The organism is Caulobacter sp. 05L422, assembly GCF_056397765.1.
On sequence record NZ_JBFTOB010000016.1, the window covers coordinates 62,215 to 81,220 of the forward strand.

The following is a 19,006-nucleotide window of genomic DNA, read 5'->3' on the forward strand; positions in this document are numbered from 1 at the left end:
GCTACCCGACCTTCGGCGCCTTGAGCCGTCGCTTGTTGACGTGGGCCGCCGGGGCCGGGGCCTCGACTTCCTCGGGGTATTCGCCCTTGAAGTAGAAGCGCTGCCACGCCTCCTTCATCGCCTCGGGCTCGCGCTTGAAGATGCGGGCGTTGAACTCGCCGCGCTTGGCGGCCCAGGCGTCGTACTGGCCGCGCAGGTCCGGATTGGCGTTCATCGACCGGATCACCGGCTGCACCTGCTCCAGCGGCTTGTCCTGGATCATCATGAAGAAGCAGAACGGCTCGCCCTTCTCGAAGCGGATCGTGCCCGGGCGGGTGAAGATCCAGTTCATCGTGAAGGGAAAGGGCAGCCAGTCGGTCTCGACCAGACCAGCCAGCGGCTGGACGCCGTCCTTGATGTGGTTCGGCGGACCCATGGTCCAGATCGACCAGCCCGGCGGGGTGCGGAACAGGTAGCCGGTGTGGAAGGTGATGGTCCCGCGCGAGAAGTGCGACTTCACGAAGTCGTCGAAGCCCGGATGCGGGTGGTCGGCCTTGAAGGTGATGCAGTTCTGGTGCGCCCCGCCGTCCCAGGTGGCGGAGAAGCCGACCGGGCACAGGATCTCCCAGCCGGTGGTGTTGGCCATGGTCAGGGGCAGGCAGCGATAGGGATGGCGGTCGGCGAAGTGGTCCATCCACGCCCGCTGGGGCCGTCCGGGCACGATTTCGGGCGGCCGGTTCTCGGTGGGGTAGCACTCCAGTTCCATGCCGGCTCTTTCTTCCCTAGCTGGTCTTGGAGTCTGGTCTAGCGGGCCACGGCTCGGCTAGGAAGTCCCCCCATGAAGACCAAGATGAAGAGCCGCGCCGACCTGTTCGCCTTCCTCGACGCCCACGGCGTCGCCCATTCCACGCTCGACCATCCGCCGGTGTTCCGGGTGGAGGAGGGACTGGAGATCAAGGCGGCCCTGCCCGGCGGCCACACCAAGAACCTGTTCCTCAAGGACGCCAGGGGCCAGCTGTGGCTGATCTCGGCCCTGGGCGAGACGGCGATCGATCTGAAGCGCCTGCACACGGTGATCGGCTCGGGCCGGCTGTCGTTCGGCAATCCCGAGCTGATGGTCGAGACCCTGGGCGTGACGCCGGGCTCGGTCACCGCCTTCGGCCTGATCAACGACACCGATCGCCGCGTGCGCTTCGTGCTGGACGCCGCCCTGGCCCAGGCCGATCCGGTCAACTTCCACCCGCTGGCCAACGACGCCACCACGGCCGTCTCGCAGGACGGCCTGCGGCGGTTCCTGGCGGCGCTGGGGATCGAGCCGATGATCGTCGATTTCGCCGCCATGACCGTGGTCGCCTAGGATCAGCGCGGCGCGACCCTGCGAATGCTCAGGCACGGCTGGTCGGATGCATGGCCGGCGCAGGCCGCCTCCGACGCTTCGACGCGCACCCGGCCATGCCTGGCGGTCGAGCACCGGTCCAGGCGGGCCTTGAGGTCGGCCAAGGGGATGTAGTGGGTCGTCTGAGCGTAGGCGGCGTAGAGCTCGTGCGCGGCCGCATCCATCGGCTGGGCCGCCATGGACGCGTAGATGTCGAACGTGTCGTCGCTCGAGGAGGACCAGAAGAACAGCGCCGAGCGATCGCCCGGCGGGGCCGAGGCGAACTGGTCCAGCGCCTTGCAGAAGCCCGGGCGGTCCCTGGGCGTTTCGGCGCGTGGCGCGCCGCCGGCGATGACCAAGGCGACTCCGGCGGCGGCCGTCAGCAAGCGTCTCATCTTTAATTCCCCCAAGAACCCGAACATCATCATCGGGCGCCGCGCCGCTCAAGACTCGCCCCGCCGACGATTGCGTGGGGACACTCTAAGGACCATCTTGGCGGCCTAGGCGTTCCCTATCCAGTACGAGAGACCCGATGGCCCTGATTGGCGACACTCCCCCTCCCATCCAAGCCGGTGGCGCGGCCAAGAGCGCGCATATCAAGGACGGGACCGACGCCAGCTTCATGGCCGACGTGATCGAGGCCTCCAAGACCCAGCCGGTGATCGTCGACTTCTGGGCCACCTGGTGCGGCCCGTGCCGCCAGCTGACCCCGGCCCTGGAAAAGGCGGTCAACGCCGCCGGCGGCGCGGTCAAGCTGGTCAAGATCGACGTCGACAAGAACCCTGGCTATTCGGGCCAGCTGCGCGTGCAGTCGATCCCGACCGTCTACGCCTTCGTCAACGGCCAGCCGGTCGACGGCTTCCAGGGCGCCGTGCCCGAGAGCCAGATCAAGTCGTTCATCGACCGCCTGGCCGGCCCGCCGCCCGAGAGCGACGTCGACGCCCTGCTGGCCATGGCCAGGGAGTCGCTGGACCTGGGCGACCTCGGCGGCGCGGCCCAGGCCTTCGCCCAGGTGCTTCAGATGGATCCGGCCAACGTCAAGGCCATCGGCGGCCTGGCCAAATGCTACCTGACCGGCGGCGACCTGGAGGGCGCGGCCGAGGTCGCGGCCACCGCCCCGGCCGGGGCCAAGGACCCGGACCTGGACAGCGTCCGCGCCGCCCTGGCCCTGGCCGAGGACGCCCCGTCCGAGACCGCGCCGTTCGAAAAGCGCCTGGCCGCCGACGCCGACGACCACGAGGCCCGCTTCGAGCTGGCCAAGGCCCTGGCCGGCGCCGGCCATCTTCAGGCCGCTTCGGACCATCTTCTGACCATCATCGAACGCGACCGTGTCTGGAACGACGAGGCGGCCCGCAAGCAGCTGCTGACCGTGTTCGAGGCCGCCGGCTATGCATCCGAGGTGGCCAAGGCCGGCCGCAAGCGGCTGTCATCGATCCTGTTCAGTTAGGCTTCAAAGAGGAGCGTCGCATGCCGGGATCCTATCGAAGGGCGGACGACCTGCCGCTGGTGATCCCGGTGTTCCCGCTGGACGGCGCCCTGCTGCTGCCCGGCGGCCAGCTGCCGCTGAACATCTTCGAGCCGCGCTACCTCAACATGTTCGACGACGCCATGTCGGGCGAGCGGATCATCGGCATGGTCCAGACCCGTCCGGGCGGCGATATCGAGCGGCCGAACCTGGCCCCCGTCGGCTGCGCGGGTCGGGTGACCAGCTTCGCCGAGACCAGCGACGGCCGCTATCTGGTCACCCTGACCGGGGTCTGCCGGTTCCGGGTCGGCGAGGAGCTGCCGGCCCGTTCGCCCTATCGCCAGGTGCGCGCCGATTTCACGACGTTCGAGGACGACTTGCGCGAGGCTGTCCCCCACACGGCCAGCGCCGGCGACGCCTCGCCGCTGCTGGACGCCCTGCGCCGCTATCTGGACCATCGCGGCCTGGCGATCGACTGGAGCAGCGCCGAGGCCGCGCCGTCCGACGCCCTGATCAACAGCCTGGCCATGGCCCTGCCGTTCGAACCGGTCGAGAAGCAGGCCCTGCTCGAGGCCCCGACCCTGGTGGAACGCCGCGAGACCCTGGTGGCGCTGCTCGAGATCGATGCGGCTGGCGACGACGAAGACCCGACGATGATCCAGTAGCGGCGGTGGTTCTCAACCCCGTCGAAACCGCATAGAAACGCAGCCATGACCGCCCAACCGCCTCCGCCGCCCGCCGATCTCGACCCGCGCCTGCTGGAGGTGCTGGTCTGTCCCGTCACCCGCGCGCCGCTGTTCTACGACCGCGCCCGGGGCGAGCTGATCAGCAACGCCGCCAAGCTGGCCTATCCGATCCGCGACGGCGTGCCGATCATGCTGCCCGAGGAAGCCCGCAGCCTGGAAGACTAGGGCGTGGCGCAGGGGGGCAGGGTCGAGCGACAGCGACTGGCTTCGCTGGACGTGCTTCGTGGACTGACGATCGTCGGCATGATCGTCGTCAACAGCGCCTCCTACCTCTACTACGTCAGCGGCTACGCGATCTTCGCCCCTCTGGAGCACGCCGCCTGGCGAGGCTTCACGATCGCCGACTCGGTGTTCCCCGCCTTCGTGTTCATGACCGGCGTCTCGACCCCTCTGGCCCTGGGGCAGGGCGGCGATGGTCTGGACGGCGCGACGCTGCGCCGGCTGCTGGTCCGGTCCGGACGCTTGTTCCTGCTCGGCCTGATCCTCAGCAACATCTACTGGATGGCCACGCCCGAGAGCGTGCTGTTCCGGCCGATGGGGGTGCTGCAGCGCCTGGCCCTGTCCTTCCTGGCCGCCGCCGTCCTCTACAAGACGCTGGGCCCGCGCGCCCGGCTGGTCCTGGCGGCGGCGATCCTGCTGCTCTACTGGCCCCTGACCCTCCTGCCGTTCCCGGACGGCGCCGTCGACCTGCTCAAGCCCGGGGCCAATTTCGTCGGCTGGTTCGACCGCCTGGTGCTGGGCGCCCACACCTATGTGAAGGGACCGCTGGGCTACGACCCCGAAGGCCTGCTCTCGACCCTGCCGGCCATCGCCCAGGCGTTGCTCGGCGTCGCGGCGGGCGAGTGGCTGCTGGCCCGGCGGGGATCCCTGGGCCTGTTGATCGTGGGCGCGGTCATGATCGTCGGCGGCCTGGCCTGGGGCCTGGTGTTCCCGACCTCCAAGGAGCTCTGGACCTCGAGCTTCGTGCTGCTGTCGACCGGGATCGCCCTGGTCCTGCTGGCCGGCCTGCACCAGGTGCTGGACATCAAGGGCCGGAAGCTTCCCGGAACCGGCTTCCTGACCGATTTCGGGATCAACGCCATCTTCGCCTACAGCCTGCACATGCTGGCTTCGATCATGCTGGCGGCCCACATCCTGAAGATCCCCTACGCCTGGGCCACGCCGCTGATCGGCGCCAAGACCGCGGCCCTGATCCCGGTGGCGATCTTCGTCGGCTTGATCTGGATGGTGCTGGCCTACATGCGCAAGCGCGGCTGGGTGGTGAAGGTCTAGGGCGCGCTAGAGCGCCACGCCCCGCAGCAGCTTGGGCAGGTCGCCGACCCCGCCGCCGGCCTCGTGCATGAAGAACCGCCGGGCCGGGGCGATGCGGTTGACCGCCGCCATGCCCACGCCGCGCGCCAGGCGCAGCAGCGGATTGTCGTTGGAGAACAGGCGCACGAAGCCGTCGAAGGCCAGGGCGTTGGACACGTTGTCGAACCGCCGCCAGCGGGCGTAGCGCTCCAGCGTCGCCTCGGCCCCGATGTCCTCGCCGTTGCGCAGGGCCTCGGCCACCACCTCGGCCAGGGCCGCGGCGTCCTTCAGGCCCAGGTTCAGGCCCTGGCCGGCGATCGGGTGCACGCCGTGGGCGGCGTCGCCGATCAGGGCCAGGCGCGGGGCGACCAGCCGCTCGGCCAGCGACAGCGACAGCGGATAGACGAAGGTCGGGCCAGCCATCTCGACCGCGCCCAGGAACTCGCCGAACCGCCGCATCAGGTGGGCGTGGAACGCTTCCGGCGACGCATGCCGCAGGGCCTCGGCCCGGTCGGTGCTCTCGGTCCAGACCAGGCTGGCGCGATTGTCCGTCAACGGAAGAATGGCGAACGGGCCGCTGGGCAGGAAGTATTCGTGGGCCACGCCGTGGTGCGGATGCTCCATGCGGACGGTGGCCACCACCCCGCTCTGGCCATAGCTCCAGCCGATGTCGCCGATGCCGGCGGCCTTGCGCAGCACGCCGTTGCGGCCCTCGGCGCTGACCACCAGCGGGGCCGACAGGGTGCGGCCGTCCGTGAGCGTCAGGGTCGCGCCGGCCGGGGTGACCTCCAGGGCCTTGGCGGCGGCCGGGGCCAGCACGGTGATGCCCTTGTCGATCACGGTCTTGGCCAGGGCGGCGCGGATCTGGCGGTTCTCGATCAGGTAGCCCAGGGGCTCGCCTTCGGAGCGGTCGGCGATTTCGCTGGAATCGAACCGCAGGAAGAACGGCGAGGGCCCGCCCGAGGCCGGACCGGGCGCCTTGCCGTCGGTGACCAGGATCTGCTCGATCCGCTGGGCGTGGGGGCTGAGCGCCTCGCCGGCCCCGATCGCCCGCCACTGGCGGAACGACGAATAGGCGATGGCCGACGAGCGCCCGTCGAAGCTTTCGGCCAGCTGGGCGTCGAACGGCTGGGGATCGACCAGCAGGGCCTTGACCCCGGCCGAGGCCAGGGCGAGCGCCAGGGTGGTTCCGGCCATGCCGGCTCCGGCGATGATGACGTCGGCGTCGTGGTCGCGCATGGGCGGATATGGCGCTGGGGAGGGGGCGGTGTCTAGAGACTAGGTCCTCCCCCACAGGGGGAGGAGCGAGCTACGGCAGCGGTCGCGGCTTCCGGTGCTCGTCGATGGCCACGAAGGTGAACACGCCCTGGGTCACCTTGTGGGCCTGCTCGCCGTCGCGGCGGCGGCGCCAGGCCTCTACCTCGACCTTCAGCGAGGTGCGGCCCACGTGGACGACCTTGGCGAACAGGCTGACCTCGTCGCCGACGAACACCGGGCTGATGAAGGTCATGCCGTCGATGGCGATGGTGGCGCAGCGGCCGGCGGCGCGGTGGAAGGCGATCGAGGCCGCCGCCAGGTCCATCTGCGACAGCAGCCAGCCGCCGAAGATGTCGCCTTCGGGATTGGTGTCGGACGGCATGGCGATGGCCCGCAGCACCGGGGCCTCGTGCGGCCACTCGGCGGCCTCCCAGGCCTTGGCCAGGGATTCGGCGCGCTGGGCCGTGGGAATCGTCTCGGTCATGACGGGACCGGCTTAGTGGCCGCCGGAGCCTTCGTAGACCCCCGGGGCCAACTGCTCGTCTTCGTCGTGGCCGGCGGCGGTCGAGGCCACGAAGCGGCGGTCGCAATAGGAGCAGTCGACGAAGCCGGCCGCGCCCATCTCCAGCCAGACGCGCGGGTGGCCCAGGGCGCCGCCGACGCCGTCGCAGGCGATGCGGTGCGAGCGGACCATGATCGTTTCGGGCGCGGGACCGGCGCCGACGTCCAGGACAGTCGGCTCCATCGCGGTGGGAGCGGTGGTCTTGGCCTTGTGCGCCATGTTCGAAAACCCTTGAAATCCAGACGCGGCCTTGGCGTGGCGGCGATGCAGGCATACCTATGCGACCTGTCGCGGCGCCGTCAATTCGCGCGGCGTGTTCCTTTTCCGCATCTGGACGCTCCATGGACCTGCCCGCGTACGCGATCGAAGCCGAAGGCCTGTTCAAGACCTATCCCGCCAGCAAGACCGCGCCCGAGAAGCGGGCGCTCAACGGCATCGACCTGAAGGTGCCGCGCGGCTCGATCTTCGGGCTCCTGGGGCCGAACGGGGCGGGCAAGTCGACCTTCATCAACATCCTGGCCGGCCTGACCCGCAAGTCGAGCGGCACGGTGCGGATCTGGGGCCGCGACATCGACGAGCGGCCGCGTGACGCCCGCGCCGCCATCGGCGTGGTGCCGCAGGAGCTGGCCGCAGACGTCTTCTTCACCCCGCGCGAGTCGCTGGAGGTGCAGGCCGGCTTCTACGGCGTGCCCAAGAACGAGCGCCGGACCGCCGAGCTGCTCAACGCCCTGGGCCTGGGCGACAAGGCCGACGCCTATGTCCGCCAGCTGTCGGGCGGCATGAAGCGCCGCCTGATGGTGGCGAAAGCCATGGTCCACCAGCCGCCGGTGCTGATCCTCGACGAGCCGACCGCCGGGGTCGACGTCGAGCTGCGCCGCCAGCTGTGGAGCTATGTCACCGGCCTGAACCAGCTGGGCGTGACCATCGTCCTGACCACCCACTACCTGGAAGAGGCCCAGGAACTGTGCGACCAGATCGCCATCGTCAATCGCGGCGAGGTGGTCGTGAACGAGCCGACGGCCAAGCTGCTGAGCCGCATGGACATCCGCAACGTGGTGGTCACGCCGGAAGAGCCGGTGACCGCCGCGCCGCTGCTGCCGGGCTTCGAGACCAAGCTGCGTGGGGCCGGAGCGTTCTCGGTCTCGTACCGCACCGGCCAGTCCAGCGTGGAGCAGGTGCTGGCGGCGGTTCGCGCCGAGGGCCTGAAGATCAAGGACATCGCCACCGAGGACCCGGACCTGGAGGACGTGTTCGTGTCGCTGACCTATGGGGATCCCAATGCGAAGGATCCTTTGAAGACCTAGGGAGCGGACCCCCTCCGGCCCTCCGGGCCACCTCCCCCAGAGGGGGAGGATCTAGCACGACCAAATGCTCCCCCTCTGGGGAACTGTCGCGGAGCGACTGAGGGGGCTTAGGGCAGGGCTTTGACAAAAGCCCGCACCACCGTCGCCGAGTTCTCCGCCGCGAACTTCAGGAACACCGGGAACTGGTTGCCCGCCGGGTCGCCGCCGGCCAGGTCCGAGAGGCTGCGGAAGGCGATGAACGGCGTGTTGTTCACATAGGCCACCTGGGCGACCGCGGCGCTTTCCATGTCCAGCACCCGGGCCCCGAACACGTCGTGGGCGTATTGCCGGAAGGCGGCGTTGTCGACGAACACCGGACCCGAGCCGCCCACCCCGCCGACCACCACCTTGGGCGGCTTGGTCAGGCACTGGTCGGCGGCGCAGCGCTTCAGGGTCAGCCCCTCGACGCTGCGGCGGGCCAGGTCCAGCAGGGCCGGGTCGACTGGGAATTCCTTCAAATCTTCCGGCTTGGCGGGATCGCGGGTCACCGTCACGGCGCGCGGATGCATCATGCCGAAGTTCGCGCGGCCGTCGGTCAGGCCCGGCGTCGGAGCGAAGCCGCCGGGAATCTCGCGGGCATAGGCCATCTCGGACGACTGCACCCAGCGCTCGGGCGCGACCACGTCGCCGACCTCCAGCGCCGGATCGGCCCCGCCGGCCACGCCGGAGAACACGATCCGTTCGATCTTGAAGCGGTCCAGGGCGCTCTGGGTGGTCATGGCGGCGTTGACCATGCTGATGCCGCTGAGGAACAGCACCACCGGCTTGCCCTCCAGCGTGCCGGTGACGAACCGCGTGCCGGCGGCCGTGTAGGCGTGCTTGTCGGAGGTCGCCGCCTCCAGCGCCGCCATCTCCGGCGGAAACGCGCTGATCACCGCCGTGCGCGGCTTGGCGTCCAGCAGGTCGGCGGCCAGGGCGGGGAGCGGGGCGCAGGCCAGGATCAGCAGAGATAGAAGGAGGCGCATGGGCGGCTTTCGAACAGGGGCGATTCGCAGGCACCCTAGCCGCGGTCCCAGCCCGGAGGCGAGGCTTCGAGCCGCCTTCGCCGTGCGAAAGCCAAGGATCGGGCGCCGCCGCCTCGTGCGGGCGCACCGCGAACCCGCATCGGTGCTCGTGGCGATCCCCGATTGCGTCGCGGGCCGCATCGGTGGAGGTTCACCGCCGGATTTCTGGTGGGGCCTGGCATGCGCGCTTTGTGGTTTCGGATCGTCCTGGCGCTGAGCTTGGCGCTCGGCCTTGGCCTGGCCTCGGCCCAGGCGGCAGGCCGCCTGCCGATCAAGGTGGTGGTCGTCACCACCTTCGAGATCGGGGCCGACACCGGCGACTTCGCCGGCGAGTTCCAGCCCTGGGTCGAAGGCTGGCCGCTGAAGCACGAGATCCGCATTCCCGGCGTCCGCCACGTGGCCCGCTATTCCGACGACGGGGTGCTGGCCATCGTCAGCGACATGCGCGGCCGCACGCGCGAGAGCGTCGCGGCCCTGATCCTGTCGGACCAGTTCGACCTCARCAAAGCTTACTGGATCGTCAGCGGCATCGCCGGCGTCGATCCCGCCGTCGCCTCGGTCGGCAGCGCCGCCTGGGCCCGGTACGTGGTCGACGCCGATCCGATCTACGAGGTCGACGATCGCGAGATCCCGGACGGCTGGCCCTACGGCCTCTATTCGAACGACGCCGAGCGCCCCAACGTGAAGGGCAAGGCCGAGGGCTCCAGCGCCATGGTCTGGACCCTGGACCGGGGCCTGGTCGACTGGGCCTACGCCCTGACCCGCGACGTCAAGCTGCCCGACTCTCCGGCTCTGCAGGCGGTGCGCGCGCCCTATGTGGGCGACCCGGAAGGCCAGCGGCCGCCGTTCGTGCTGCAGGGCGACGCCCTGGGCACGGTGCGCTTCTGGCACGGCCACAAGCGCACCCAGTGGGCGCGGGACTGGGTCAAGCTCTGGACCGACGGGGCCGGAACCTTCACCATGACCGACTGCGAAGACCAGGGAATCCTCGACGTGCTCGACGTCTACGCCGCGTCCGGAAAGATCGACCGCAAACGCGTCCTGGTCCTGCGCACCGGCAGCAACTATTCGCGCGCGCCGCAGGGGCGGACCAGCCTGCCCCACGTGTTCCACGAGGACAGCCTGAAGGCCAGTTTCGACTCGGCGTTCCGGGTCGGCGGCGTCGTGGTGCGCGAACTGACCGCCCACTGGGACCGCTACGCGTCCGAAATCCCCACCGCCGCCCCCCTTGCCTCCAAGTCCGGCCGGAGCCGCTAAGCCATGCTCGAACGCCTCTTCGGCCTGAAGGCCAATGGAACCAACGTCCGCACCGAGGTGCTGGCCGGCGTCACCACCTTCATGACCATGGCCTATATCGTCGTGGTCAATCCCGCGATCCTGGGCGAGGCCGGCATGCCGGTGGCCGCCGTGGCCGCCGCCACCTGCCTGGCCGCCGGCTTCGGCTCGATCCTGATGGGGCTGATCGCCAACTATCCCCTGGCCCTGGCGCCCGGCATGGGGCTGAACGCCTATTTCACCTATACCGTGGTCAAGGGCATGGGCGTGCCATGGGAAGTGGCCCTGGGCTGCGTCTTCCTGTCGGGCGTGGCCTTCCTGGTCCTGACCCTGGTGGGCGTGCGCCAGATGATCGTCGCGGCCATCCCCAAGCCCTTGTTCTCGGCCGTCGCGGCCGGGGTGGGGCTGTTCATCGCCTTCATCGGCCTGAAGGAAGCCGGCATCATCGTCGCCAATCCGGCCACCACCGTGGCCCTGGGCGACCTGACCACCCCGACCGCCGCCGTGGCGATCATGGGCCTGATCCTGATCGCCGTGCTGCAGGCCTGGCGGGTCAAGGGCGCGATCCTGATCGGCATCCTGCTGGCCACCGCCGCCGGCTGGGCCCTGGGCCTGGCCAAGATCGCGCCGGCCACCTCCAGCCTCGCCGACCTGACCGCCACGGCCTTCAAGATGGACGTGCCGGGCGCCTTCAACCTGCAGGGCGGCCTCGGCCTGGCCCTGCTGGAGATCATCTTCGTCTTCCTGTTCGTCGACCTGTTCGACAATGTCGGCACCCTGGTGGCCGTGACCAAGAAGGCCGGCCTGCAGGCCCCCGACGGCTCGATCCCGCGCCTCAACCGCATCCTGCTGGCCGACTCGGCCGCCACCATGGTCGGCGCGGCCGCCGGCACTTCGACGGTGGTCAGCTATATCGAGAGCGCCTCGGGCGTGACGGCCGGCGGGCGCACCGGCCTGACGGCCGTGGTGGTCGGGATCCTGTTCCTGGTCACCCTGTTCTTCGCGCCCCTGGTCCAGGCCATCCCGGCCGCCGCGACGGCGCCGGCCCTGATCCTGGTGGGCGCCCTGATGGTCGGCTCGCTGGTCGACGTCGACTGGGCCGACCCGACCGTGGCGATCCCGGCCTTCCTGACCCTGATCACCATTCCGCTGACCTTCTCGATCGCCAACGGCCTGGCCTTTGGCATCACCAGCTATGCGGTGCTGCGCCTGCTGACCGGCAAGATCGGCAAGGGCGACTGGCTGCTGCTGATCCTGGCGGCGCTGTTCGTGGTCCGCTTCGTCTATCTGGCCAAGGGGTGACCGGAACCGACAAAGACCCGTTTGCGCCAGCGCGGCCTTTCGGCTAAGACCGCGCTTCCGCAAGGCGGAAGCACCCGTAGCTCAGCTGGATAGAGCGTTGCCCTCCGAAGGCAAAGGTCACACGTTCGAATCGTGTCGGGTGCGCCAACTTCTTCAAATCCCTGGATCTCCGCCCGGCCTGGATCAGTTGATCCAGCCGCCGTCGATGATGTGGATCTGGCCGGTGGTGAAGCTCGACTCGTCGCTGGCCAGGTAGAGCGCCAGTTGCGCCAGCTCCTCGGGCTTGCCCAGGCGGCCCATCGGTTGGCGGGCGGTGAAGGCCGCTCGGGCGGCTTCGTAGTCGCCGGTGTCGGCCAGGCGCTGGTTCAGCGACGGGGTCTCGACGGTGCCGGGGCAGATGGCGTTGCAGCGCACGCCCTGGCCCACGAAGTCGGCCGCCACGGCCTTGGTCAGGCCGATCACCGCCGCCTTGGTGGCCCCATAGGCGAAGCGGCCGGGTACGCCTTTGATCGAGCTGGCCACCGAGGCCATGTTGACGATCGAGCCGCCCCCGGCCGCCAGCATGGCCGGCAGGAAGGCGCGGATCATCCTGTACTGGGCGGTGACGTTCAGGTCGGTGGAGAACGCCCAGGCCGCCTCGTCGCAGTCGAGGATCGTGCCGCTGTGGACCACGCCGGCGCAGTTGAACAGCACGTCGACCGGGCCCAGCTCGGCGGCCAGGTCGAGGATGGCCTTCGGGTCCAGCACGTCCAGGCGACGGGTTTCGCAGCCGATGACCTCGGCCAGCAGGGCCTCGTTGATGTCGGTGGCGACCACCCGCGCGCCCTCCCGGGCGAACAGCTCGGCGCTGGCCTTGCCGATGCCCTGGGCGGCGGCCGTGACCAGGGCGGTCTTGCCGGAAAGTCTTCCCATCTCGATGCTCTCTAACTGGCCCGCCGAAGCGGAAGACAGGCCGGACCGATCGGGTCGAAGGCCTTGTAGGTGAGGATGAATTCCTGGTGGCCCAGGGCCTCGGAGACGGTGCGCGCGCCGCCGGCCACGGCCAGCACCAGGTCGTGGATCTCGGCCCCGACCTCGTCCAGCGTGCCGCGCCCTTCCATGATCCGACCGGCGTCGACGTCCATGTCGCCGGCCAGCTTGCGGTAGGTCTCGGGATTGGCGCAGATCTTGATCACCGGCGAGATCGCCGAGCCGACCACCGAGCCGCGCCCGGTGGTGAACAGCGTGACGTGGGCCCCGCAGGCGATCAACTCGACGATCTCGGCGTTGTCGGAGATGTTGGGGAAGCCGAAGCGCGGCTCGCCGTCGGGGACCACGTCCAGCAGGTAGAGCCCGCCGCTGGGCGGCTGGTCGCCGGGCTTGAGGATGCCGACGATCGGCGCCGATCCGGACTTGGAATAGGCGCCCATCGACTTTTCCTCCTGGGTGGTCAGCCCGCCCTCGGCGTTGCCCGGCGCGAAGCTGCCGTAGCCCATCACGGTGTAGTAGGCCTCGGCCTTCTGGACGCTGCGTTCCAGCTCCAGGCCCAGTTCCGGCGTCAGGGCCCGGCTGGCCATGATCGTCTCGCAGCCGACCAGTTCGCCGGTCTCCTCGAAGACGCAGGCCGCGCCCTCGGCGCCCAGGCGGTCGAAGGCGCGGCCGACGGCGGGGTTGGCGGTGATGCCGCTGGTGCCGTCCGAACCGCCGCAGATCGTGCCGATCACCAGCTCGGAGATCGCCATGGGCTCGCGCGGGGTCTGGGCGGCGATCGCCCGCAGGCGGGCGACGGCGGCGCGGCCCTTCTCGATGGTGCTGGCCGTACCGCCGCTCTCCTGGATCACCAGGGTCTCGACCGGCCGGCCGCTGGCCTCGATGGTGGCGCGCAACTGCTCGCGGTTGAAGCTTTCGCAGCCCAGCGAGACCAGCAGCACCCCGCCGACATTGGGGTGGGTGGTGATCGCCTGCATGACCTTCAGAGCGTAGGCGTTGGGGTAGCAGCCGGGAAAGCCGATCAGGTGGACGTCGGCGTCGTCGCTCTTGGTGACGATGGCGCGGGCCACGTGGTGGGCGCACTCGACCAGATAGGCCACGGCCACCACGTTGCGGATGCCCTTGCGGCCGTCGGCCCGGAGATAGCCCTGCAGCGTCTGGGCCATGGTCGTCATCCCTGCGAACCCGTCGCCTGCCGGGTGTGGCTGGCGATGTAGTCGCTCTTCATGTTGTGCAGGTGGACGTGGCCGCCGGCGGCCACGGGGGCGGTGATCGAGCCGATCGGCGCGCCGTACTTCAGCACCTTGTCGCCGAGCGCCAGGGCGTGGCGGGCGAGCTTGTGCCCGACCCCGACGTCGGCGTCGGCCGTCGCGGTTCGGCCGTCGATCGTCAGGGTCTGGCCGGCGTGAACGGGCGCGCTGAGCACCAGCACGTTGTCGTCGGGGTGGAGCAGGATCAGGCTCATCGCGCGCCCCCAAGCTTGGTGGAGAGGGGCGTCGGCGCTTCCGGATGCAGCAGGTCCTCGCCGCGCAGGTCGTCCCACAGGGCGTCTGGGATGGGGTGCGCGGCCCAGGTCAGCGCCTGGCTCACCTGGGTCGGGCTGGACAGTCCGGGGATGACGCTGACCACCCGCGGATGGGCCAGCGGGAATTGCAGGGCCGCCGCCGCGAGGGGCGTGGCGTGGGCTTGGCAGACGGCCTCCAGCTTGCTGACCCGATCCAGGATCTCCGCCGAGGCCGGTCCGTAGTTGTAGTGGGCGCCGGCCTTCACCCCCTCGACCAGCACGCCGGAATTGAACGGGCCGCCGACGATGATCGACACGTCGCGGGCGGCGCAGCGCGGCAGGAAGCGGTCCAGGGCGTTCTGCTCCAGCAGGGTGTAGCGGCCGGCCAGCAGGAAGACGTCGAAGTCGCCCTCGTCCAGCGCCGCGTCGCAGATCTCCCATTCGTTGACGCCCAGTCCGATGGCGTCGACCGCGCCGCTGTCGCGCAAGCGCCGCATCGCCTTGTAGCCGCCGTCGAAGAACTGACGCCGGCGCGCTTCGTCGTCGGCGCCGTGGGTGCGTTGGCCCAGGTCGTGGGCCAGCAGCACGTCGACATGGTCGCGCTTCAGGCGCTGCAGGCTGGCCTCGAACGATCGCATGACCCCGTCGTAGGAATAGTCGAACACCGGCTCGAACGGCGCGGCGGCGACGAAGCCGTGGCGCTCGGCCGTCGGGTCTGCCTCGGGCGCCGGACGCAACAGACGGCCGACCTTGGTGGAGACCTTGACGTTCGGGGGCAGGGCGTCGCCCAGGCGCGTTTCGCTCAGGCCGAAGCCGTAGTGGGGCGCGGTGTCGAAATAGGCGAGGCCGGCGGCCAGAGCCGCCTCGACCGTCTCGCGCGCGGCCTCGTCGCTCATGGCGGCGTAGAGGTTGCCGATCCCGCCCGCGCCGAAGCCCAGCGGCGGCAGGTCCAGCCGGCTTCCGGATGTGGCGGGGCGCGAAGGATCGGCCAAGGTCACTGGACCTGGCCTCCGAGTTCCACGGAGATCTCGTCGGCCGCGGCCCGGATGGCCGCGATCGTGTCCACCACGCTGATCGCCGTGGGCGTCTCGACATAGGGCGAGGTCAGGGCCGCGGCGACGCCGTCGGGCCCGAAGATCGGCGCGGAGAGATCGACGACCAGGCGGGTCACGTCGCTGGGCGCCAGGACGTGCCGGTCGGCGCGGGCCTTCTTCGCCCTGGCTTCGAAGATGGTCCAGACGGCCTGGGCGACGGTCGGCCCCAGCCGGGCGCGCCACTCGGCCCGGATCGGCTCGGGCTGGAAGGCGTAGAGCACCAGGCCCGAGGTCGCCTCGATGATGGACCGATGATAGCCGACGCGCACCGAAAAGCCCTGGTTGCCGGGCGCCTCGATCCGCGCCACCACCACCATCTGGTCGGCGCTGGCCACGGCCAGGTGGCAGGATTGGCCGATCGTTTCGGACAGCCGCCGCATCACCGGCAGGGCGGCTTCCAGTACGGTCTTGGTCGGCGCCTGCGCCATGCCCAACGAGAACAGCTTGTTGGTGAGCGCCATGCCGTCGCCCGTCGGGGTGTTGGCGACATAGCCTCGGTGTTCCAGGACCTGGACCATCCGGAACAGCTCGCTGACCGAACGGTTCAGCGCCGCGGCGATCTGCACCATGCCCATGGGCTCGCCGCGCGCCGCCAGCAGCTCGAGGACGTCCAGGCCCTTTTCCAGGGCGGGCGCGCGGTATTTGGAGAGCGTTTCTTCGGGATCGGTCATGGCCCTATATCCGATAGAAGCGACGGGATGTCCCGCCGAACAGGGCCGCCAGATCGGCGGGATCGGTGAGGCCGCTCAGGGCCTCGGCCAGGGCCCGCCAGCCGCCATAATCGCCGGCCAGATCGAGCACCGGCCAGTCGCTGCCCCACATCAGGCGGTCGGGTCCGAAGGCGGAAACCAGGCGCTGGACATAGGGCGACAGGGCGTCGGTCGGCTGGCCCGGCGCGGCCTCGGTCAGCAGTCCCGACAGCTTGCAGAAGACCTGCGGAAACTCCGCCAGGGCCTCGATGCCGCGCGCCCAGGCGTCGGCCTGTTCGCCGGTGGCGATCGGCGGCTTGGCGCCGTGGTCGATGACGACGGCCAGGTCCGGCCGCCGGCGGGCCAGGGTCAGCAGATGCGGCAGGTGGCGGGTCAGGACCAGGGCGTCCAGCGACAGGCCGTGGACGACCATGGCGTCGAGCGCCGGATCCAGGCGGGGCGCGGCGATCCAGGCGTCGTCGTCGAGGTTCTGCAGCATCGGCCGCAGGCCGCGAAGCTTCGGGTTGCGCGCCAGCTCGGCGATGCGGGCCGGCGCGTCGGGCGCCGACAGGTCGGTCCAGCCCACGACGGCCAGGACCAGCGGCGTGTCGGTCGCGAGCTCCAGCAGCCAGTCGGTGTCGCGGTCGTCGGCCTGGGATTGCACCAGCACCGAGCCGCTCAGGCCGACCGGCCCGCCGACCGCCGCCAGATCGGTGGGCCCGTAGTCGCGGTGGATGGCGACCAGGTCCGGCGTCGGCCAGGCAAAGCCGTTCTGGCCGACCCGCCAGAAGTGCTGGTGGGCGTCGATCAGCACGACACGATCGCCTTGATGACGCCGGCCTGGGGCTCCATCCAGCCGGGCAGGACCTCGGGCAGCTGGGCCAGGGTGGCGGCGTGGGTGTTCAGGGCCTTGGTCGGGACCTTGCCGGCCCGCATGGCCTCGACCACGGCGTCGAAGTCCTCGGGCGTGGCGTTGCGGCTGCCCAGCAGGGTGGTTTCGCGCTTGTGGAACTCGGGATCAGAAAAGGTGATGTCGGCCCCGACCACCGAGATCAGCACATAGGTCCCGCCGTGGCCGACATAGCCGAAGCCCGCCTCCATGGCCTTGGCGTTGCCGGTGGCGTCGAACACGACGTCGAAGAAGTCGCCGTCGGTGAGATCGGACAAGGCCTGGCGGGTGTCGTCGCTCAAGGAGACGATGTGATCGGTCCCCAGATGGTCCCGGCAGAAGTCCAGGCGGTCCTGGCGGCCGTCCAGGGCCGCGACGATCCCGCCCTGCAGCTTGGCGAACAGGGCGGCGGCGATGCCGATCGGGCCGGCCCCGACCACCAGGACCGATTGTCCGGGGACGATCCGCGCCCGGCGCACGGCGTGGGCGCCGATGGCCAGGAACTCGATCATCGCCGCCTCGTCCAGGGTGACGCCCTCGGCCTTGCGGACGAAGCCGGCGGGCACCGTGAGATATTCGGCCATGCCGCCGTCGCGGTGCACGCCCAGCACCTGGATGTTCATGCAGCAGTTCGGCTTGGCCTTGCGGCAGGCCGCGCACGTTCCGCACGACATGTAAGGCATGACATAGACCGGATCGCCGGGCGCCAGGTCGCCGCCCGCCGGCGCCTCGACGACTTCGCCGGCCAGCTCGTGGCCCATCACCCGCGGATAGGCCAGGAACGGCTGCGTGCCCCGGAAGATGTGCATGTCGGTGCCGCACACGCCTACCCGGCGCACCCGGATCAGCACCTCGTCGGTCGCCCGCGTAGGGATGGGGCGGCGCTCGAGGACCAGTCGGCCGGGCGCGGCGCAGATCAGGGCGTCCATCATGACTAGTGGGCTCCCACAGGGGCGGTCTTGAGATTCGCGCGGGTGGTGCGGCCGGCCGTGAAGCCGAACAGGCCGACCACGGCGAAGCAGGCGCAAGGCACCAGGATGGCGACGTTGATCGCGCTGGCGTCCGAGACCGCGCCCATCACCGTCGTCAGGATCGCGCCGCCGATGATGCTCATCACCAGGAAGGACGAGCCGGTCTTGGTCAGCGGCCCCAGCCCCTTCAGCGAGCCGGCGAAGATGGTGGGGAACATGATCGACATGAAGAAGCTGGTGGCGGCCAGGGCGTAGAGCCCGACCTTTCCGCCCGCCACGACCGCGACCAGCGTCAGGCCGACATTGATCGCCGCGAATGCGCCCATCAGCAGCGAGGGGCTGACCCGGCTCATGGCGGCCGTGCCGATGAAGCGCCCGGCCATGAAGCCGACCAGGGACCACGACAGATAGGCCGCCGCCGCCTTCTCGCCCATGCCCGGCACCTCGTGCTGGGCGTAGCGGATCATGTAGCTCCAGACGCCGACCTGGGCGCCGACATAGAAGAACTGGGCCGCCACGCCGAACAGGAAGCGGGGCCGCGCCAGCAGGGCGGGGATCGCCTGGCGAGCGGGCAGGCCGGCGTCGGCCTCATTGGGATCGGGCCGTCCGGCCTCGTGCGGGAATTTCGTGAAGGCCACCAGCAGCGCCCAGGCCAGCACCACGGCGGCGATGATCAGGTAAGGCCCCTGGGTCGAGTGAGCCTCGGCGGCCTGGAACGCGTCCAGCTGGGCCGGCGTCATGGCGGCGAACTGCGCCTTGGTCGGCTCGACGCCCGACAGGATGAACTGGCGTCCGACCACCACGGCGGTGATCGCGCCCAGCGGGTTGAAGGCCTGGGCGAAGTTGAGGCGCTGCTCGGCCTTGGCCGGATCGCCCAGCACGGTGATCAGCGGATTGGCCGAGGTCTCCAGGAACGCCAGGCCCGAGGCCAGCACGAACAGGGCGGCCAGGAACCAGGAATATTGCCGGACCTCGGCGGCCGGATAGAACAACAGGGCGCCCAGGCCGAACAGCAGCAGGCCGACGATCACGGCGGCCTTGTAGCCGTAGCGTCGCATCACGACGCTGGCCGGCAGGGCCAGGAAGAAATAGCCCAGATAGAAGGCCATCTGCACCAGGCCCGACTGCAGGTCGTTGAGGAAGAAGGCCTTTTTCAAGTGCGGGATCAGGACGTCGTTGAGATTGTTGGCGACGCCCCAAAGGAAGAACAGGGCGACGATGAGAACCAGCGGTGCGAACGCGGTCCTTCCCGATGGGGCTTTTTCCAAGGTGGGTTCCTCCCTTGAGGACGG

Annotated in this window: 22 protein-coding genes and 1 tRNA gene; 9 read left to right on the forward strand and 14 right to left on the reverse strand. The window is 69.9% G+C overall.

Going from position 1 to position 19,006, the window contains the following annotated elements; all coding sequences use genetic code 11:
• Position 1: 1 nt before the first annotated feature.
• The gene (locus tag AC1DMQ_RS16140; RefSeq protein WP_477034568.1) at positions 2 to 745 is read right to left on the reverse strand and encodes a DUF6065 family protein; all 744 of its coding nucleotides are present in this window, start codon (positions 743 to 745) and stop codon (positions 2 to 4) included.
• Between the two features lie 84 nt (positions 746 to 829).
• Here AC1DMQ_RS16140 and AC1DMQ_RS16145 point away from each other — a divergent pair, with 84 nt between their 5' ends.
• Positions 830 to 1,336: a prolyl-tRNA synthetase associated domain-containing protein gene (locus AC1DMQ_RS16145; protein WP_477034645.1), complete on the forward strand. Its 507-nt coding sequence runs from the start codon at positions 830 to 832 to the stop codon at positions 1,334 to 1,336.
• A gap of 2 nt (positions 1,337 to 1,338) precedes the next feature.
• Here AC1DMQ_RS16145 and AC1DMQ_RS16150 read toward each other — a convergent pair whose 3' ends face one another.
• Positions 1,339 to 1,749, reverse strand: a complete 411-nt coding sequence (locus AC1DMQ_RS16150) for a hypothetical protein (protein ID WP_477034569.1) — start codon at positions 1,747 to 1,749, stop codon at positions 1,339 to 1,341.
• Between the two features lie 137 nt (positions 1,750 to 1,886).
• On the opposite strand from AC1DMQ_RS16150, the gene AC1DMQ_RS16155 reads away from it, so the two are divergent.
• The 4 genes from AC1DMQ_RS16155 to AC1DMQ_RS16170 are packed head-to-tail and all read left to right on the forward strand — an operon-like array spanning position 1,887 to position 4,837.
• Positions 1,887 to 2,801 carry a tetratricopeptide repeat protein gene (locus tag AC1DMQ_RS16155; RefSeq protein ID WP_477034570.1) on the forward strand — a complete coding sequence of 305 codons (915 nt, stop codon included), beginning with the start codon at positions 1,887 to 1,889 and terminating at the stop codon, positions 2,799 to 2,801.
• 20 nt (positions 2,802 to 2,821) lie between these two features.
• Positions 2,822 to 3,484, forward strand: coding sequence for an LON peptidase substrate-binding domain-containing protein (locus AC1DMQ_RS16160; RefSeq protein WP_477034571.1), 663 nt, complete (start codon positions 2,822 to 2,824; stop codon positions 3,482 to 3,484).
• 45 nt (positions 3,485 to 3,529) lie between these two features.
• Positions 3,530 to 3,730, forward strand: a complete 201-nt coding sequence (locus AC1DMQ_RS16165) for a Trm112 family protein (RefSeq protein ID WP_477034572.1) — start codon at positions 3,530 to 3,532, stop codon at positions 3,728 to 3,730.
• A gap of 3 nt (positions 3,731 to 3,733) precedes the next feature.
• Positions 3,734 to 4,837 (forward strand): acyltransferase family protein, encoded by a 1,104-nt coding sequence (locus tag AC1DMQ_RS16170; protein WP_477034573.1) that lies wholly within the window; start codon positions 3,734 to 3,736, stop codon positions 4,835 to 4,837.
• 6 nt (positions 4,838 to 4,843) lie between these two features.
• On the opposite strand, the gene AC1DMQ_RS16175 is transcribed toward AC1DMQ_RS16170, so the two are convergent.
• The 3 genes from AC1DMQ_RS16175 to AC1DMQ_RS16185 form a co-directional block, all read right to left on the reverse strand.
• Entirely contained in the window at positions 4,844 to 6,094 is a 1,251-nt protein-coding gene (locus AC1DMQ_RS16175; protein ID WP_477034574.1) for a UbiH/UbiF/VisC/COQ6 family ubiquinone biosynthesis hydroxylase, read from the reverse strand.
• Between the two features lie 70 nt (positions 6,095 to 6,164).
• On the reverse strand, positions 6,165 to 6,596 hold the full coding sequence (locus AC1DMQ_RS16180; RefSeq protein ID WP_477034575.1) for an acyl-CoA thioesterase: 432 nt from the start codon (positions 6,594 to 6,596) through the stop codon (positions 6,165 to 6,167).
• Positions 6,597 to 6,608: 12 nt separating this feature from the next.
• Positions 6,609 to 6,893 carry a zinc-finger domain-containing protein gene (locus AC1DMQ_RS16185; protein WP_477034576.1) on the reverse strand — a complete coding sequence of 95 codons (285 nt, stop codon included), beginning with the start codon at positions 6,891 to 6,893 and terminating at the stop codon, positions 6,609 to 6,611.
• A gap of 122 nt (positions 6,894 to 7,015) precedes the next feature.
• Here AC1DMQ_RS16185 and AC1DMQ_RS16190 point away from each other — a divergent pair, with 122 nt between their 5' ends.
• Positions 7,016 to 7,978, forward strand: coding sequence for an ABC transporter ATP-binding protein (locus AC1DMQ_RS16190; protein ID WP_477034577.1), 963 nt, complete (start codon positions 7,016 to 7,018; stop codon positions 7,976 to 7,978).
• A 107-nt stretch (positions 7,979 to 8,085) separates the two neighbouring features.
• Here AC1DMQ_RS16190 and AC1DMQ_RS16195 read toward each other — a convergent pair whose 3' ends face one another.
• Entirely contained in the window at positions 8,086 to 8,982 is an 897-nt protein-coding gene (locus AC1DMQ_RS16195) for a 5'-methylthioadenosine/S-adenosylhomocysteine nucleosidase (RefSeq protein WP_477034578.1), read from the reverse strand.
• Positions 8,983 to 9,201: 219 nt separating this feature from the next.
• On the opposite strand from AC1DMQ_RS16195, the gene AC1DMQ_RS16200 reads away from it, so the two are divergent.
• From AC1DMQ_RS16200 to AC1DMQ_RS16210, 3 genes are all read left to right on the forward strand, one after another.
• Positions 9,202 to 10,278 carry a purine nucleoside permease gene (locus AC1DMQ_RS16200; RefSeq protein ID WP_477034579.1) on the forward strand — a complete coding sequence of 359 codons (1,077 nt, stop codon included), beginning with the start codon at positions 9,202 to 9,204 and terminating at the stop codon, positions 10,276 to 10,278.
• Positions 10,279 to 10,281: 3 nt separating this feature from the next.
• Positions 10,282 to 11,598, forward strand: a complete 1,317-nt coding sequence (locus AC1DMQ_RS16205) for an NCS2 family permease (protein WP_477034580.1) — start codon at positions 10,282 to 10,284, stop codon at positions 11,596 to 11,598.
• 70 nt (positions 11,599 to 11,668) lie between these two features.
• Positions 11,669 to 11,745: transfer RNA gene (locus AC1DMQ_RS16210), tRNA-Arg, on the forward strand.
• Positions 11,746 to 11,781: 36 nt separating this feature from the next.
• Here AC1DMQ_RS16210 and AC1DMQ_RS16215 read toward each other — a convergent pair.
• From AC1DMQ_RS16215 to fucP, 8 genes are read right to left on the reverse strand one after another with little or no spacing between them, the layout of a single operon-like run.
• Positions 11,782 to 12,510, reverse strand: a complete 729-nt coding sequence (locus tag AC1DMQ_RS16215) for an SDR family oxidoreductase (protein ID WP_477034581.1) — start codon at positions 12,508 to 12,510, stop codon at positions 11,782 to 11,784.
• A gap of 11 nt (positions 12,511 to 12,521) precedes the next feature.
• A complete protein-coding gene (locus AC1DMQ_RS16220; RefSeq protein ID WP_477034582.1) occupies positions 12,522 to 13,733 on the reverse strand; it encodes a UxaA family hydrolase in 1,212 nt (403 codons plus the stop codon).
• A gap of 5 nt (positions 13,734 to 13,738) precedes the next feature.
• Positions 13,739 to 14,032 carry a UxaA family hydrolase gene (locus AC1DMQ_RS16225; RefSeq protein ID WP_477034583.1) on the reverse strand — a complete coding sequence of 98 codons (294 nt, stop codon included), beginning with the start codon at positions 14,030 to 14,032 and terminating at the stop codon, positions 13,739 to 13,741.
• On the reverse strand, positions 14,029 to 15,069 hold the full coding sequence (locus tag AC1DMQ_RS16230; RefSeq protein WP_477034584.1) for an aldo/keto reductase: 1,041 nt from the start codon (positions 15,067 to 15,069) through the stop codon (positions 14,029 to 14,031). The genes AC1DMQ_RS16225 and AC1DMQ_RS16230 overlap by 4 nt, the downstream gene beginning before the upstream one ends.
• On the reverse strand, positions 15,066 to 15,836 hold the full coding sequence (locus tag AC1DMQ_RS16235) for an IclR family transcriptional regulator (protein WP_477034585.1): 771 nt from the start codon (positions 15,834 to 15,836) through the stop codon (positions 15,066 to 15,068). Before AC1DMQ_RS16235 ends, AC1DMQ_RS16230 begins: the two co-directional genes overlap by 4 nt.
• Positions 15,837 to 15,840: 4 nt before the next feature.
• The gene (locus AC1DMQ_RS16240) at positions 15,841 to 16,668 is read right to left on the reverse strand and encodes an amidohydrolase family protein (RefSeq protein WP_477034586.1); all 828 of its coding nucleotides are present in this window, start codon (positions 16,666 to 16,668) and stop codon (positions 15,841 to 15,843) included.
• On the reverse strand, positions 16,662 to 17,675 hold the full coding sequence (locus tag AC1DMQ_RS16245; RefSeq protein WP_477034587.1) for a zinc-binding alcohol dehydrogenase family protein: 1,014 nt from the start codon (positions 17,673 to 17,675) through the stop codon (positions 16,662 to 16,664). Before AC1DMQ_RS16245 ends, AC1DMQ_RS16240 begins: the two co-directional genes overlap by 7 nt.
• A 2-nt stretch (positions 17,676 to 17,677) precedes the next feature.
• Positions 17,678 to 18,982, reverse strand: a complete 1,305-nt coding sequence (fucP, locus tag AC1DMQ_RS16250; RefSeq protein ID WP_477034588.1) for an L-fucose:H+ symporter permease — start codon at positions 18,980 to 18,982, stop codon at positions 17,678 to 17,680.
• Positions 18,983 to 19,006: the final 24 nt, after the last annotated feature.